At 36.1% G+C, this 15,680-nt stretch carries 12 protein-coding genes and 3 pseudogenes; 10 read left to right on the plus strand and 5 right to left on the minus strand.

Going from position 1 to position 15,680, the window contains the following annotated elements; genetic code table 11:
- Positions 1–138 precede the first annotated feature (138 nt).
- Positions 139–450: pseudogene (locus KHA94_RS10025) on the plus strand (MATE family efflux transporter); the annotation flags it as partial.
- 162 nt (positions 451–612) lie between these two features.
- Here the strand turns inward: KHA94_RS10025 and KHA94_RS10030 are convergent.
- Together KHA94_RS10030 and KHA94_RS10035 are read right to left on the minus strand one after the other, a co-directional pair.
- On the minus strand, positions 613–1,788 hold the full coding sequence (locus KHA94_RS10030; protein WP_213101965.1) for an MFS transporter: 1,176 nt from the start codon (positions 1,786–1,788) through the stop codon (positions 613–615).
- Between the two features lie 333 nt (positions 1,789–2,121).
- The gene (locus KHA94_RS10035) at positions 2,122–2,433 is read right to left on the minus strand and encodes an ArsR/SmtB family transcription factor (protein ID WP_213102274.1); all 312 of its coding nucleotides are present in this window, start codon (positions 2,431–2,433) and stop codon (positions 2,122–2,124) included.
- A gap of 251 nt (positions 2,434–2,684) precedes the next feature.
- Here KHA94_RS10035 and KHA94_RS10040 point away from each other — a divergent pair, with 251 nt between their 5' ends.
- The gene (locus KHA94_RS10040; protein WP_275950878.1) at positions 2,685–3,089 is read left to right on the plus strand and encodes a CatB-related O-acetyltransferase; all 405 of its coding nucleotides are present in this window, start codon (positions 2,685–2,687) and stop codon (positions 3,087–3,089) included.
- Between the two features lie 229 nt (positions 3,090–3,318).
- On the opposite strand, the gene KHA94_RS10045 is transcribed toward KHA94_RS10040, so the two are convergent.
- Positions 3,319–4,182 carry a DMT family transporter gene (locus KHA94_RS10045; RefSeq protein ID WP_213101966.1) on the minus strand — a complete coding sequence of 288 codons (864 nt, stop codon included), beginning with the start codon at positions 4,180–4,182 and terminating at the stop codon, positions 3,319–3,321.
- Entirely contained in the window at positions 4,182–5,090 is a 909-nt protein-coding gene (locus tag KHA94_RS10050) for a DMT family transporter (protein ID WP_213101967.1), read from the minus strand. The genes KHA94_RS10045 and KHA94_RS10050 overlap by 1 nt, the downstream gene beginning before the upstream one ends.
- 116 nt (positions 5,091–5,206) lie before the next feature.
- Between KHA94_RS10050 and KHA94_RS10055 the strand changes: the two genes are divergently transcribed.
- Positions 5,207–6,544 (plus strand): aminotransferase-like domain-containing protein, encoded by a 1,338-nt coding sequence (locus KHA94_RS10055; RefSeq protein ID WP_213101968.1) that lies wholly within the window; start codon positions 5,207–5,209, stop codon positions 6,542–6,544.
- 105 nt (positions 6,545–6,649) lie between these two features.
- Positions 6,650–7,529, plus strand: a pseudogene (locus tag KHA94_RS10060) (IS4 family transposase); the annotation flags it as partial.
- Between the two features lie 113 nt (positions 7,530–7,642).
- Here the strand turns inward: KHA94_RS10060 and KHA94_RS10065 are convergent.
- A protein-coding gene (locus KHA94_RS10065) for an IS3 family transposase (RefSeq protein ID WP_249365325.1) occupies positions 7,643–8,802 on the minus strand; the annotation gives its coding sequence in 2 pieces (ribosomal slippage) (positions 7,643–8,541 and positions 8,541–8,802; 1,161 coding nt in all).
- A gap of 66 nt (positions 8,803–8,868) precedes the next feature.
- Between KHA94_RS10065 and KHA94_RS10070 the strand changes: the two are divergent.
- The 6 genes and pseudogenes from KHA94_RS10070 to KHA94_RS10090 all read left to right on the plus strand — a co-directional run.
- Positions 8,869–9,360: pseudogene (locus KHA94_RS10070) on the plus strand (transposase); the annotation flags it as partial.
- 241 nt (positions 9,361–9,601) lie between these two features.
- A complete protein-coding gene (locus KHA94_RS26265) occupies positions 9,602–9,736 on the plus strand; it encodes an RAxF-45 family protein (RefSeq protein WP_275950879.1) in 135 nt (44 codons plus the stop codon).
- 230 nt (positions 9,737–9,966) lie between these two features.
- Complete coding sequence (abc-f, locus tag KHA94_RS10075) at positions 9,967–11,853, plus strand: ribosomal protection-like ABC-F family protein (protein ID WP_213101969.1); 1,887 nt, start codon at positions 9,967–9,969, stop codon at positions 11,851–11,853.
- A gap of 671 nt (positions 11,854–12,524) precedes the next feature.
- Entirely contained in the window at positions 12,525–13,673 is a 1,149-nt protein-coding gene (locus tag KHA94_RS10080; RefSeq protein ID WP_213101970.1) for a DUF418 domain-containing protein, read from the plus strand.
- Between the two features lie 67 nt (positions 13,674–13,740).
- The gene (locus KHA94_RS10085) at positions 13,741–14,910 is read left to right on the plus strand and encodes a sensor histidine kinase (RefSeq protein WP_213101971.1); all 1,170 of its coding nucleotides are present in this window, start codon (positions 13,741–13,743) and stop codon (positions 14,908–14,910) included.
- The gene (locus KHA94_RS10090; RefSeq protein ID WP_213101972.1) at positions 14,903–15,511 is read left to right on the plus strand and encodes a response regulator; all 609 of its coding nucleotides are present in this window, start codon (positions 14,903–14,905) and stop codon (positions 15,509–15,511) included. Before KHA94_RS10085 ends, KHA94_RS10090 begins: the two co-directional genes overlap by 8 nt.
- Positions 15,512–15,680: the final 169 nt, after the last annotated feature.

Here is a 15,680-nt window from a genome sequence, read left to right on the forward strand (position 1 = left end):
TTGGCTGTAGAAGTCTTGAGCAAACGCTTTGTAGTGTCTGTATGTTGTACCCTATTTGTATATTAAAGTAGGGGAGAGTATAGAAGAAACAAGCTAGTCGCTCAAGAACCCCATTGCTTTAGCTATGGGAGTTTCAGAAGCAAGGATACGATTGATATTGCCCAAAGCTTATTAAAGATTACGCTTTGGAGCTACTTAATTATTGGGCATTCGTATATCCTAACATCTACTATGCGTGCAAGCGGGACAGTCCTATGGCCAACTGTGTTAAGCATTATACCAATTTGGCTTGTTGAAGTACCTGTGGCATACTTGCTTTCAACCTACACTACACTTGGAATAAAAGGGATATGGATCGGCTATCCTGCTGCATTCATCGTAACCCTTGCTTTACAATACTCGTATTATCGATGGTCATGGAAGAAGAAGCGGATTGTAAGTCTTATTTAATAATAAGGTTGTGTTAAAGCTCAGTGTTGATAATGCAAATTTGTTGTGATCGGATCGGAAAGCAAGTGCCTGCAGCGGAAATCAACCAGGAAGTTTAACATATTCAATAATAAAAAAATCCTCCCTTTACTTTGAGAGATTTGAAGAGGGAGGGTTTTTTATTTATTGGGGTAGCACCACTTGGTTACTAGAGTTGAAAAATTTTAATTTTATGATGATCAATAAAAATGAAAGCAGTGTAAATATGAATCCGCTCCAGATAAGCTGGTGAATGCCTAATTGGGAAATGAACCAGCCGCCAATAGAGGTTCCTAAAGTAATTCCAAGGTTAGAGAATGAAACGAATAAGCTATTACCAAATTCAGGAGCTTCGTTCGCTTCACTGATTAACCATGCTTGACCGACGATTAGACCTCCGGAATGTACGATTCCCCAAATGAATACCATAAAAATCATCGGGATCAGATAAGGGCCTACATAATAAACCAATACATAAACGACAGAATATAAAATCGGGAACCATATGACGGTATGTACGATACTTTTTTGCAGAAGCGTTCCAAATATATGATTCCCTACAATCATAATGACACCAAATATAAATAGCATGATACTGATGAGAGCGCCATTCATGTTCGTTACTTTTGCAAGGTACTCAGCGAAGTAACTATATACCGAAAACATGGCTGCAAAAAGAAATGTAACGGTTGCGATATTTAACCATAATGTTGGTTTACGCAATATACGAACTTGCTTGCCGAAAGACATTTTTTCTTCGACGGGCATAGAAGGGAGCAAAATCAATATTCCAATAAAGGCAAGAGCATTTACAACCGCTCCAAATAGGAATGCAACTTCTAATGAAAACTGTTCTGCAAGGTAAGAAGTCAGTGGTACACCTAAGGCAAATCCAACAGTAATTCCCGTAAAAACTTTTGTAACTGCTTGGCCGCTTTTCTCTGGGGGGACAAGTTTCGCAGCGGTTACAAGAGCGATTGAAAAGAAGAGTGGGTGAAGTGCTGCTGGTAGAATACGGAAAATGAGCATAACATCAAATTGTGTTGTATAAGCGTAAACTATATTAGAGATTACAAAGATAGAGATGGATGTTAATAAAACTATTTTACGATTTATCCCCGATACGAGCAGGATTAAAAATGGTCCGGAAATTGCAACAGTGAGAGCAAATATACTCACTAATAATCCGGCTTGAGCAGTTGAAATTCCAAATTTTTGAGTGATTTGGGGTAATACACCAACAATGCTCATCTCAGTTGTAATAATTCCAAATACACCTACTGCTAGCATAATAATAAGTAGAGGGCTTACTTTTTTCATTTGTAAAAGTCTCCATTTCTATATTGATTTTGAAAGTGATAGGTTCTAATTCATTAACGTAAAAAATAGTTGCGTATTGCTTTGAGGAGAGCTCGTTAAAAATGTCATCATCATTTTGTTTATGTACAGATAATTAAAATATACAATAACAGATATCTATATAAATAGATATGAAATTCCGAAAAAAATCCTCCTTTCCATTTGTCTTGCATGAACGGGCAGTCAGTTCCACGTAAAAAATGGTGCGGTGGAGAGCAGACTGCCTGTAAAAGCAGAATTCGTGAAAGTAAATAATCAGGGGAGGTGAAAAAAACCGCTAATTCAAGTTTCACTTTATAATTTGTTTTGGACGTAATCGGAAAATTCTTGTATTATTTTTTCATTTCGACGATAATACGTCCATTTCCCAATTCGTTCGGATTCTAATAATCCGGCTTTTTTCATCGTTAATAAATAACTAGAAATAACTGATTGAGCTAATCCAGTTTTGAGCTGGATATCTCCTACACATACGCCAACTTGAAAACTAATGCCTTGTTCTAAATAAGGCTTTTCGTCAAAAAACTCTTCTGGATTCTTTAGCCATAATAAGATTTGACTCCTAGTATCATTTGATAATGCTTTATAGATTAATGAAGGTTCCATACCAACAATTATATCTACTTTTATAGATTTGTAAATAGGAGATGTTGAAAATGTAATTTCTATTAGGGGTTCGTTCACATAGCCGTCAAGCTAAGAAAAACAATTACCCCAAAACGATAAATAAGCTTTTTCGTTACAAGAAAGCCAAAAAATTTCGTTCTGGGGGTGTAATAAAACCCTAGCTTGATAGCGATGGGGATAAACTAAAAACCGGAAAGTTTTGTGCTATTGCATCCAACGTCAAATTTATTATGAATGGTGCAAATCATAATACAAATGCTTTTACAACCTATCTCTTTGGTGCATTTGGTGGAGATTGGAAAGTCGGTTTAGAGAATTTAAGTGGTAAATTCAAAGGTAATACAGTTATAGGTAATGACGTGTGGATAGGCTATAATGCTACAATTATGCCTGGGGTTAATATAGGTGATGGTGCTATAATCGCAACAAATGCTGTTGTGACCAAAGATGTTCCATCCTTTTCAATTGTAGGAGGGAATCCCGCTAAGTTAATACGTTATAGATTTGAAGAGAAAACGATCGATGTTCTCAATACTTTTAAGTGGTGGGACTGGGATATAGAAAAAATAACTGAATTAATTCCCGTTTTGACAAGCAATAATACAAATGCTTTAAACGAACTAATAAAGTTATAAAATTACCAAAAACCATTATTTTAGGATCTAATTTTTTAAGTATTTCTTCAGGGATTTTCCCACTATTTCTTCCATGATGAGGGGCATTTCCCCCTTTAGATATGATTATCTAAAGGTTACTGTATTTTTAGGAACAGAATTCAGTAACTTCTACAAATATTAACAACTTATCTCTTAAATGCTTAACATTTAAGAGATAAGTTGTTTTTGAGGTCTGACTAGCATCTGTCTAATCACTTTTGAAAGCCTGTTTATTCGACAACAAAAGCGCACAAAGAATTATACAAATTCCTATTAAATGTTGAAATGATAATGGTTCGTTTAAAATAAAATAACCTAACAATACACCTACTACAGGAACAATATAATTACTAAATGATGCAAATAAAGCACCCTCCTCTTTAATTAAAAGATTATATAGCATATAAACAATTCCTGCGTGGAAAATACCTAATGTAATAATCGAAGTTATTTGTAGAATGCTCACATCTACTTGTAAAGGGCGTTCAAAGATAAAGGCCAATGGTAGTAATAGAATAGTAGCGATCCATAAAACGTTTCGCATATGAATTACTGGTGAACCATCACCTAATTTTTCCATTAAAATTAATGATAGTGCAAAGCTAATGGCAGCCAATAGAATGAGCACATTCCCTAATACTGTTCCTGAACCATTCATTGCTTGTGTCGGCCATGATAGAATGACCATCCCTAAAAAGCCCAATAAAATGCCAACAAATTGAAACTGACTTACTTTCTTTTTAAAGAAAATAACGAAAAGAGCTAAAGTGATGATTGGTACCGTTGCGATGAGCATGGATGCAATACTGCTTGATACATACTTTTGACCTTGAGCAATAAGGATAAAGGGTAACACTACTTCAAAAAAAGCAATTGTAACATACAATTTTATATGGGTATGGCCAGTCTCCTTTTTTAAAAATAAGCTAATGAAGGATAAACAAATGGCACCGATAAGAGCTTTTAACAATGATAAGGTAATTGCTCCAACATCATCCGTTACTAAGGCTACGAAGAAAAATTGGGAGCCCCAAATAAAACTGATTAAAAGCAAGAGGCTATACTTTTTCATTATGATTCCCTCCGATATCCGAAATAGTTTGTCCCTATGACACCGATAATTATGATTATTCCTCCAATAAAGTGGTAAAAGTGAAAGGCTTCCTGTAAAAAGATTATGCCTGCAAGTATTGTGATGAGCGTGGAAAAGTTACTAAAAACACTCATTTTGGAAGCTTCTATTTTAGATAAAGCATAATTTGACAAGTAAGACGTACCGAGTGATGATAATATACCTAAATATAAAATTGATATGATAAAATCAACATTCATAAATGGCTTGAAAAATTGATTTAGTGTGCCATTTATTACGTGGTTTCCAATAGCTATTCCATTAAAAATTAAAAATCCACATACTGTCATAGCACATGTTAATGTCATTAATGGATATTGTTTGGTAAGCTTTCTTGCAAAAACATTATATAGTGATGCAGCAAGGGCTGAAAGTACAATAAACCCACAACCAATTAGATTTCCTGTATTGGCATTTTCCCCATTCATAAATAGCATATATATGACCCCAATTACCGATAAACTAATAAAAACAAGCTGTCCACGTGACACTTTTTCCTTTAAAAACATAATCGCAAGAACTAATGTAAAAATAGGGATTGTTGCTTGAATAATCCCTGCTTCTGACGAGGAAATTTTAGCAAGCCCAAGCACCTGAAAAGTAAAAAAAGCTATTGGGTATAATAATGCTAATGGTAAAATTTGCAGTACATCATGTTTTTTTATTATTACTTTATTTTTCGTAACAACTAGTAAAATGATGATGCCAATAAATGCAACGGTAAATCGATGCGCAAGTGTATCTATAGGACTTGTCACAGTCAATGTAACTTTGACAAACATAAATGAAAGTCCAATAATGAAAGCATAAATAATCGCTGCCAAATATGCTTTTCTTTTTGCAGTCATATGGTTAAACTCCTTCTCTTTATTCCAGCTGGTAAAGTTATCATAGTAAAAATTACGGATTTGTACGATATAAAAAATACACATCTGTACCGGTATAGATGTGCAGGAGGATGTATATGCTTAAATACGAGTTAATCTATTCTAAATTAATGAACAAAATACAAACTGGTACCCTACAGGCTGGTGCAAAGCTCCCTTCTATCCGTAATTTATCTCAAGCATTTTCATGTAATAAAAGCACCGTTATGACAGCTTTGAAAAAACTGGAAGATCAGCATCTTATATATGCCCTACCCAAAAGTGGTTATTACGTGGTTGACCATCAACTTCCCTATAAACCACAGGTAAACAATTGTATAGATTTTGCGACATCATCACCTAGTTGGCACGCATTTCCGTATAAAGATTTTCAGCATTGTATCAATAAAGCTATTGACACATATCAAGCAGACTTATTTCGATACGGTACAGCAAGAGGTTTACCTTCGTTAATTACAGAGGTAAAAAAATTGTTAGAAACGTATCAAATATTTACAAATGAAGATAATATTTTTATTACTTCTGGCGTTCAGCAGTCTTTGTTTTTGCTAAGTGTTATGCCATTTCCAAATAATCGGACAACCATTCTAGTAGAACAACCTAGCTACCATCTATACATGGATTATTTAAAAACATACCAACTACCAGTAAAGGGCATCAAAAGAACTATGGAGGGAATTGATCTGGCAGAATTAGAAAGCATTTTTAAAAAATATGACATTAAGTTTTTTTATACAATGCCACGGCTCCAGAATCCTCTGGGCACTTCCTTTAGTAAAAAAGAGAAGGATGACATCCGTAAGCTTGCCTATAAATATGATGTTTATATCGTTGAAGATGATTATTTAGCGGATTTTGATCAAAATACAAAGACTGATCCATTATTCACAGATGATACAGAGGAGCATGTGATCTATTTGAAAAGCTTCTCTAAAATTATGTTTCCTGGCTTACGTATTGGACTAGCTATTTTACCAAATGCATTTATTGATACTTTTCAGCAATATAAAAACACTACTGATATTGATAGCGCTATGATTTCACAGGCTGCGCTGGAACTATATTTGAAAAGTGGTATGTTTGAGCGTTACAAAAAGAAAGTTAGTGAAATATATACAATGCGTGCTAATACGCTTCAGCAATCGATCAAAACATATTTGTCAAAATATAAAGCAACTACAGAAATATGTATGCATAGTCATATCGAATTGCCAAGGGAAGTTAATGTTAATAGGCTAATACAGCATTTGGCACAGCAACATATTTATTTGGCTACAGCTGATCACAATTTCTTGAATGGATTTTACCGTGAACGAATTTTAAAACTAAATGTTTCAAATGTTGATAACCCAAAAATTGAAACGGGGATAAAAGAAATTGCCCACGCTCTCAATCAACCTAATCATTACTTTTAAGCGTACCGCCCCATACCCATCAAGCTAAAGCGAAATTGTATTCATAAAATGAAAAAAAATGCTATTCTTTTTGTAGAAATATACTGAAAGGATGGCGTTTTTGGTATGAATTTATCGATTTCTGATGAACTAGAATTGTTTTCTAAAGAATTGCAACGATATATGTCACCATATGCTTTAGAGCAATTAGCTAGAAAAATGGGATTTGTCCAACGAAGAAGTAAATATCGTGCACAAGATTTAGTGGCTCTATGTGTTTGGCTAAGTCAAAACATAGCTCATACTTCATTGACACAACTATGTAGTCGATTAGAAGCTAATACAGGTATTTCTATGAGTCCAGAAGGACTCAATCAACGCTTTAATTCTCAGGCTGTGCAGTTTTTACAACAACTCTTAGCGTATTTACTTCACCAACAATTTTGTTCTTCTAGCAAGATTCCAACTTTATATACAAACTATTTTCGTTGTATTCGTGTATTGGATTCTACACATTTTCAGATTCCATGCTGGCGTAAAAATTCAACTAGAGTATGATTTACTAAGTGGTCAGTTTCTACATGTTTACGTAGGATCAGGAAAGCACAATGATAAAACGTATGGTTCTACTTGTTTAACGTCTCTTCAACCGAACGATGTATGTATACGTGATTTAGGATACTTCGACTTAAAAGACTTCCATACTATAGAAGAATGTAATGCTTATTTTATTTCAAGATTAAAGCTCAATACATGTATATATAAAAAGAATAATGAGCCTGAATACTTTCAAAATGGAACAATAAAAAAGCGCTCTGAGTACATCCAATTAGATATGGAGCAATTCATTGACCAATTACAGTCCGGTGAAACATATGAAATTCCTGAGATTTATATTGGAATGTATCAAAAGCTTCCGGCAAGACTAATTCTGTATAAATTAACTGAAACGCAAATGAAACGTAGACAAAAGGATTTAGCATCTAAAGAACATAAGAAGCAAATTATGATACTATGTCAAGAAAATAGACACAGATTTTCTACCGCGCTATCGCTTGGTGGCCTGCACAAAAAAGTTTAAAAGAAAACCATTTTTAAACTTTTTTGTGCAGGAAAATTTTATGCCACTGTTTGAACATACATTTTCTCAAATTCATTAGGTGTGTGATAGTCAAGAGTTGAATGAATTCGCTTTGAATTATAGAAGAATTCGATATATTCAAAGATCGATTTTCTGGCTTCATTTCTTGTTCTGTATCTAGTTTGATAAACGAGTTCACGTTTAAGAATACCGTGAAAGGACTCGATACAAGCGTTGTCGTAACAGTTTCCTTTGCGGCTCATGCTGCCAATCATCTGATATTGTTTTAATAGTTTCTGATATTCAGTTGATGCATACTGGACGCCACGATCGGAGTGATGAATAAGCCCATTACCAGGCTTCTGGCGATGGTACGCCATTTTTAAAGCATTCATCACTAGCTCCTTTGTCATCGTTTTATCCATAGACCATCCGACAATTTTGCGGGAATACAAATCCATGACACTTGCCAAATAAAGCCACCCCTCATTTGTCGGGATGTACGTAATATCTGTAACCCACGACTGGTTGGGCTTGTCCGCCTTAAATTGTCTATTTAACACATTTTCACTTATTGGATGATGGTGCTTGGAATTGGTCGTAGCTTTATATTTTTTGGTTGTGCAAGATTTCCAATTATTCTTTGTCATGATGCGTGAAACTGTACGCTGGCTTACTTTTATTCCTCGCTTGTTTAGCATTTTTGTAATTTTTATGCTTCCATAGCGTTGCTTGAATTCAATGTGAGTTTTCAAGACCTGTTGAGACAGTTCCTCATGCTTTTTCTGTCGGCTACTCTTTGGTCGTTTTATCCATTTGAAATAGCCGCTTTTAGAAACTCCCAGGACTTTGCACATCTTCTCCACTCGGTATTGGGAGTGATGATGATGAATAAAATCATACTTTACCGAGGGCTTTTCGCGAAGTAGTGCATCGCCTTTTTTAAAATTTCGTTTTCCTCCTCCAGATCACGCAATTGTTTTTGTAATGCTTTTAGTTCGGCTTCTGGAGATGAAAATGTTTGTACAGCCTTTACCTCGGGCTGTTCACCATATTTCTTGACCCATCCATGTAAAGTATTTGTATTGATTCCAGTTTCTCTCGCCACTTGTGCGACTGGTTTATTGTTCTCAAGAATATACTTCACTGTTTCTTTTTTGAATGTTTCATCATAACGTTTACCAGTACCTTTGGTCATGTAGACACCCCATTATTGTTGTTTATTTTATTATAACAATCTGTGTCTACTTTTTAGTCTAGCATCATTACCTATAAAGAACGTAGTAAACGGCTTAGTGCGATTAACTTTTACATTACAAATATCCCTTCGGAATACCTACCAAAAGAACAAGTATACGATTTTTTCTCTTTACGGTGGCAAATTGAACTTTTATTTAAAACATGGAAATCATTTTTTCGTATTCATCACTGTAATTCTGTAAAATTAGAACGATTAGAGTGTCATTTATACGGACAGTTAATTAGTATCCTCCTTTGTTCCTCCACTATGTTTCAAATGCGCCAATTACTCCTCACTAAGAAGAAACGAGAGTTGAGTGAATATAAAGCGATTTATACCATCAAAGATTATTTTCCACTTTTTTATCAAACTTTACAAAAAGACACCCAAGTGATATCAAAGATACTACTTCGTTTGTTCAATCTTCTACAGAGAAATGGGCTAAAATCCCATAGGTATGAGAAGAAAACAGTCTTTGTATACAACCTTTCTATGTCTCACGAACATGTAGCATAATCCAAAAAAATGAAGCCCGATAGGGTTTATTTGGTATGCAAATCTTTAAAGAACTTACACTGGATCTTTAGAAAAAAGAAAAAATCTCACGTGAAATTAAACTTATATAATCTTAGCTTGATGGGCAAGTGGTAGGACCCTGGTGCTACCCCATTACATACAAATGTGTATTTTTACTTGAAAATTAATTTTGAACATATTAAAATATTAATAATTATTAGGAAATGGAGGTGGGGAAGTGATGAGTCAAACTGTTTTAATGCGCGGATTTTGGATGGAATTCATTTACATTTACCGTGCGATTTTTGCTGGAATCGCTGTTAACGGGATAAGTATGCCCTTTTTTAGCAATTTCATAGCAAAAATCAAGCAGTGAACTCATCTCTAACCCACATTTTATATGTACGGATGTAGGAGGGCTTATCATGCTCTCCTTTTTTATTGGAGAATAATGTGATTACAATTTGCAGTGGAAGTAAACACCTAATCCACTGAATTGGCATCATAATTATTCATTCGTGCAAGCCATGGGAAGAAGTGTCTTCCTATGGCTATTTTTATTTTTAAAAATTGAATTAGTCATGTTGACATATAAGGAGGAAAAAAATGATCGCATGCAGCGTTAATCATATTGGAAAAATGTACGGTGGAAACTTAATTTTTGAAAATATCTCATTTGAAATTCATGAAAAGGATCGAGTTGGATTAGTCGGGCGAAACGGCAGTGGAAAAACGACCTTATTTCGATTATTGGCGGGAGCGGAAGATCCAGACGCTGGGCAGGTTCATTGGAAGAAGGGAACGGAAATCGGGTATCTTGCCCAAATTCCAGACTATTCAAATGAAATGACTACAAAATTGGTATTACAAACAGCGTTTTCAAGCCTTTTAGAAATGGATAAAAAAATGAAGCAATTGGAAAGAGAAATGGGAAGAGAGCAGGCTTCGGATCAACTTCAAAAATTGATTGAACAGTATGGGGATCTTCAAGATCAATTTACTGTAAAAGGTGGGTATGAAATAGAAGCCAATATCGAACGGATTGTAAATGGGCTGCAAATTAGTGATTTTCTAGAAAAGCCATTTGGCCACTTGAGTGGAGGAGAAAAGACAAAGGTAGGTTTAGCTCTTATTTTATTGAAGAACCCTGACTTTCTATTATTAGATGAACCGACCAATCATTTGGATTTAATGGCAGTTGAATGGCTCGGGGGATTTTTGAAGGATTATAACGGCACGGTTGTGGTTGTTTCTCATGATCGCTATTTTTTAGACGAGGTCGTTAATAAAATATACGATTTAGAGGATGGAGAAATTCAATACTATCAAACGAACTTTACAGGATTTGTGAAGGAAAAAGAAGAAAGATTGCTTCGTGAGTTTCAGGCTTATGAAGAACAGCAGAAGAAAATTAAAAAAATGAAAGAAGCAATCAAACGCCTCAGAGAATGGGCCAATCGCGCAAATCCACCGAATGAAGGACTGCACAAACGAGCACGGAACATGGAAAGAGCGTTGGAAAGAATGGAAAAACTAAGCCGACCAAATTTGAATCGCAAGAAAATGGGACTAGAAATGGAATCAACTGATCGCAGCGGCAAAGATGTCGCCATTTTAAAGGGAGTATCTATGGCTTTTGGTGATCAACATTTATTCCATTCTGTTAACATGCATGTTACGTATCAGCAGCGTGTTGCAATCGTCGGGGAGAATGGTTCTGGCAAGTCGACACTGTTAAAAATCCTTCTTCAACAAATCCGAGCTAATGAAGGGGAAGTGAGGCTTGGGAGCAATGTGAAAATCGGCTACCTTACCCAGCATATTTTTTCAGATGCTGAAGAAGAAACCGTTATTGAAGCTTTTCGGAATGAAGTGAAGGTAACAGAAGGAGAAGCTAGACATATTCTGGCAAGGTTTTTATTTTACGGCTATATGGTTTTTCGAAAGGTTTCACAGCTGAGCGGGGGAGAGCGAATGCGGCTTCGCTTGGCTCAGCTCATGCATCAGGATATGAACCTATTAATTTTAGATGAACCAACGAATCATTTGGATATTGAATCAAGGGAAGTACTGGAGGAAGTGCTTGAGGATTATAATGGCACCATTATTGCTGTTTCCCATGATCGTTATTTCCTAAATCGATTATTCGAAAAAATCTATTGGATTGACTCGAAGCAAGTGCATTCCTTTGATGGAAATTATGATTGGGCAAAAGGAAGGCTGCAGCAGGTTCAGCAGAGAAAAATGCCACCTCAATCTGTTGAAAAAGAGAAGATTAAAGTCCAGAAAAAAGAGAGTAAAGATAGACCAAGGCTTGATTTTGCTCGGTTAGAAGCCAGGATAGCAGAGGTTGAATCGAATTTATTCTCCATTGAGAATCGACTTAACGAGCAACAAGATTTGCAAGAATTGCAGAAGCTATACCATGAAAAAGAAAAACTGGAAGCGGAGCGTGAGGTGCTTTATCATCAGCTAGAGGTATTGACTGAATAAGTGGATTCACAAATTTTCGACTATAATACTGATGAAACTAAGGAACATTACCTAAACCGGACTTGCTTATAAGGAGCAGGTCCGGTTTTTTTCCAATGCTTTGTTAAATAAAAATGTTGATATTTGATGAAAGTCCCAATGTTATCGTGAATTAATAAAAAGAGAAATAACGGTCACATAGAAAGCCCCCAATGATACGGTAAAAGCAATAAAGTCGAGGAAGCGGTCACATAGAGCCCCAATGATACCGTAAATCCAAAAAAGTCGAGGAAGCGGTCACATAGAAAGCCCCAATGATACCGTAAATCCAAAAAAGTCGAGGAAGCGGTCACATAGAAAGCCCCAATGATACCGTAAAAGCAATAAAGTCGAGGAAGCGGTCACATAGAGAGCCCCAATGATACCGTAAAAGCAATAAAGTCGAGGAAGCGGTCACATAGAGAGCCCCAATGATACCGTAAAAGCAATAAAGTCGAGGAAGCGGTCACATAGAAAGCCCCAATGATACCATAAAATCAAAAAAACCGAAAAAACAGTTACAAAGAAAGCCGAAAAGTCGTTTTTCATCATATGACACCTGTCATAAAAAACTGCTGATAAGTGTGAATATCGGTCGTTTATTTCCAACGCTAGAATAAAGGTATCTCATATGGAAAGGGAATGGATATTATATGAAAGGAAACAACGATCGAATTCGCTTGCTGGATATTTTAAGAGGATTTGCCGTCTTAGGGACACTTGGTACAAATATTTGGATATTTGCTCACTTAGGGGATCTGTCCTATATCTTCACTTATGATCATTATGCGTGGTGGGAGTCGTTTCAAGATTTCATCAGGATTATTGTATTATTCTTAGTGAATGGAAAGATGCTTGGTTTATTAACAATCATGTTTGGAGTGGGGCTTGAATTAAAGTATCAGCAAGCGCTAAGAAAAGGGAATGCTTGGCCAGGGGTTTATTTATGGACTTCCTTTATCTTAATGATGGAGGGCTTTATTCATTTCACCCTTGTCATGGAATACGATATATTAATGAGCTATGGGGTAACGGCGATCATTGTTTCCTTTATTGTAAAAGGCGGAGATCGCGCTATGGCAAGAGTGATGAAGATTATTGGCGGACTTCATGGCGGATTCATGCTCTTGCTTTTAGTGCTAGGAATTGTTCTTGGCTTCTCAGGTGTGAATCTATCATTAGGTGATATGAAAGAGGTTGTATTACTTTATCAAAATGGAAGCTGGATTGAGCAGGTACAATATCGTTTATTGAATTTTGTACTATTGCGGACAGAGGTCATTTTTGTGATCCCTATGAATATATTTCTCTTTTTACTCGGTATTCGTCTAATGAGATCGGGAGTTTTTTCTCCAGATGAAAACGGTAAGAAACAGCGGGAAAAATTGTTTAAATTAGGTTTATTCGTGGGTATTCCATTAAACTTGCTAATCTTTGTGCCAGGGGGCATCTTTGATTTTCCTGTCCGCTACCTATTTGCACCAATATTATCTTTAGGTTATTTAGCATTTATTGCTAAAATAGTAGAGAAAACTCAAGAGTTTTGGCTTTGGAGTAAGTTTGAAAATGTTGGAAAGATGTCACTCAGCTGTTATGTGTTTCAAAATTTTATCTCGACAATCATTTTTTATGGCTGGGGTTTTGGACTTGGTGGCAAAGTAGATTCCGTAACGATTGTTCTTATTTGGCTAGCCATTAGTGCATTCCAGATCGTATTTGCGAATTTTTGGCTAAAGCATAATCAGTTCGGTCCAATGGAAGCAGCAAGGAGATATACTTCTAGATTAGTAGGGAATAAATAATGATCAGGAAGTAAGAAAAGCGCAAGCACTTTTGGAATACTTTCTTTTGAAAAAGGGGTTCATCGTGATGCTAAAAAAGCTTTATCCTACTGATCAGATTCAAAAATATTTGCTGATCGATGTGATTGCCATTGTATTTTTAATTTATCAAGTTAGCATTACGGACGGAGTTATGGGGCTTCCATGGCTGCTTCTATTAGTCGTTTTGTATTTATTTTGCTTCTACGTCTGTTTATGGCACAGGGATTGGCGGCTTCCGGCTACTAGTGTCGTTGGCTGTATGGTTCTTGTGCTATTAGCTGTTTATGTAGATAAATGGATTTTACTTTACGGATTTATTTTCGCGGATTTGCTGGGAAGAGCAAGGCGGAAGGTATATATCGCGATTGGGATAATAGGAATTGCAGCAATGCATGTTTTAGTCAGCTTCATAACTGAAGGGAGTCCGTTCTCGTTTGTTAAAACGCTTCATTTTCCTTTTATGATTGTACAAATGCTAATGCCAATCGTTATTTTTATAAGAGAAAAGGCGAATGTTCTCCAAGAAGAACTTGATGTGGCAAACGCTCAGCTTACTTTGGAGAAGGAGAGACAGCGAATTTCCAGGGATTTACATGATACACTCGGGCAAACATTAACAATGATTAAACTAAAAAGCGAGTTAACGAAGAGGTTAATTGAAAAAGATGAAAACAAGGCGAAGCAGGAGTTAGATGATATATTAAATACTTCACGCTTTGCGTTAAAGCAAGTGCGGGAGCTCGTTTCAGATATGAAATTTGTCTCACTTGAAGAAGAAATCGAACAATCACAAAAAATTTTACAAACAGCTGGCATTATGATGATTCATAAGAAGCAGGAGCAGATGCCTTTATTATCGAATGTATCTGAAACAATGCTGGCACTTTCTGTTCGTGAGGCCATTACGAATATTGTAAAACATAGTAAGGCTAAGTATTGTACCCTTACACAATATCGTGAAAATGGCCTCTACTATATTCGAGTTAAGGATGATGGGAATGGGCAAGTACGGGAAGGAAGAGGAAATGGGCAAGTACGGGAAGGAAGAGGAAATGGGCAAGTACGGGAAGGAAGAGGAAATGGGATACAATCAATGAAGGAGCGGCTGGAAATGCTTCAAGGGGAGGTTGAAGTTAGTGGAAATCCTCAAAGTGGCAGTACGATCACGTTAAAGGCTCCAATTCATTTAAATGGGAGGAGAAAATTAAGTGATTAGAGTTGTGATCGCTGAAGATCAGAAAATGCTTCGTGGGGCATTGACTTCATTATTAAAACTGGAAGATGATATTGAAGTCGTAGCGGAAGCAGCAGACGGCAGGGCAGCATGGGATTCCATAGAGAAGTATCAGCCAGATGTGTGTCTATTAGATATTGAAATTCCTTTTATGTCAGGACTTGAAATTGCAGAGAAACTTAAACAAGTTAAGAATTCGAAGACTAGGGTAATCATTGTAACGACATTTGCTCGCCCAGGCTATTTACAAAAAGCAATCGACGCGAAGGTAGATGGCTATCTATTAAAGGATGAGCCAATTGATTTTTTAATTGAGGCCATTCGAAAAGTAATAAAGGGTGAACGCGTACTAAGTACGGATTTAGCGGCAGCTCTATTCTTAAAAGAGGAAAATCCATTAACAGAGCGGGAAATGGAAGTACTCCGTCTTGCAAAGGAAGGGATGACGACGAGAGAAATTGTCAAAGCCTTGTTTCTAACAGATGGTACTGTAAGAAACTATTTGTCTTCTGCCATCCAAAAGCTTGAAGTAACGACGAGACAGCAGGCTATTGAGAGGGCTAAAAATAAAGGATGGATTTAAAAATAAGCTGTGCAAAATGTTTATTTAATCATTGAAAAACAAAATAAATCTTCTTCAACTTAATTATTGTGTGTGTAGCTTTTCGATAAAAATATGAAACAAATTAAACAATAAGTTTCGCTAAGATACAAAATGTAAAGGAATCATCAACACTACAAGCCGAAATTTC

Source organism: Cytobacillus citreus, assembly GCF_018343665.1.
Lineage (GTDB): Bacteria > Bacillota > Bacilli > Bacillales > Cytobacillaceae > Cytobacillus > Cytobacillus citreus.

Bases quoted from the DNA above. Each gene is read 5' to 3' on its own strand.
- KHA94_RS10030 (WP_213101965.1), bottom strand. From the start codon at position 1,788: ATGAAAAAAGTAAGCCCTCTACTTATTATTATGCTAGCAGTAGGTGTA.
- KHA94_RS10035 (WP_213102274.1), bottom strand. From the start codon at position 2,433: ATGGAACCTTCATTAATCTATAAAGCATTATCAAATGATACTAGGAGT.
- KHA94_RS10040 (WP_275950878.1), top strand. From the start codon at position 2,685: ATGAATGGTGCAAATCATAATACAAATGCTTTTACAACCTATCTCTTT.
- KHA94_RS10045 (WP_213101966.1), bottom strand. From the start codon at position 4,182: ATGAAAAAGTATAGCCTCTTGCTTTTAATCAGTTTTATTTGGGGCTCC.
- KHA94_RS10050 (WP_213101967.1), bottom strand. From the start codon at position 5,090: ATGACTGCAAAAAGAAAAGCATATTTGGCAGCGATTATTTATGCTTTC.
- KHA94_RS10055 (WP_213101968.1), top strand. From the start codon at position 5,207: ATGCTTAAATACGAGTTAATCTATTCTAAATTAATGAACAAAATACAA.
- KHA94_RS26265 (WP_275950879.1), top strand. From the start codon at position 9,602: ATGAGTCAAACTGTTTTAATGCGCGGATTTTGGATGGAATTCATTTAC.
- abc-f (WP_213101969.1), top strand. From the start codon at position 9,967: ATGATCGCATGCAGCGTTAATCATATTGGAAAAATGTACGGTGGAAAC.
- KHA94_RS10080 (WP_213101970.1), top strand. From the start codon at position 12,525: ATGAAAGGAAACAACGATCGAATTCGCTTGCTGGATATTTTAAGAGGA.
- KHA94_RS10085 (WP_213101971.1), top strand. From the start codon at position 13,741: ATGCTAAAAAAGCTTTATCCTACTGATCAGATTCAAAAATATTTGCTG.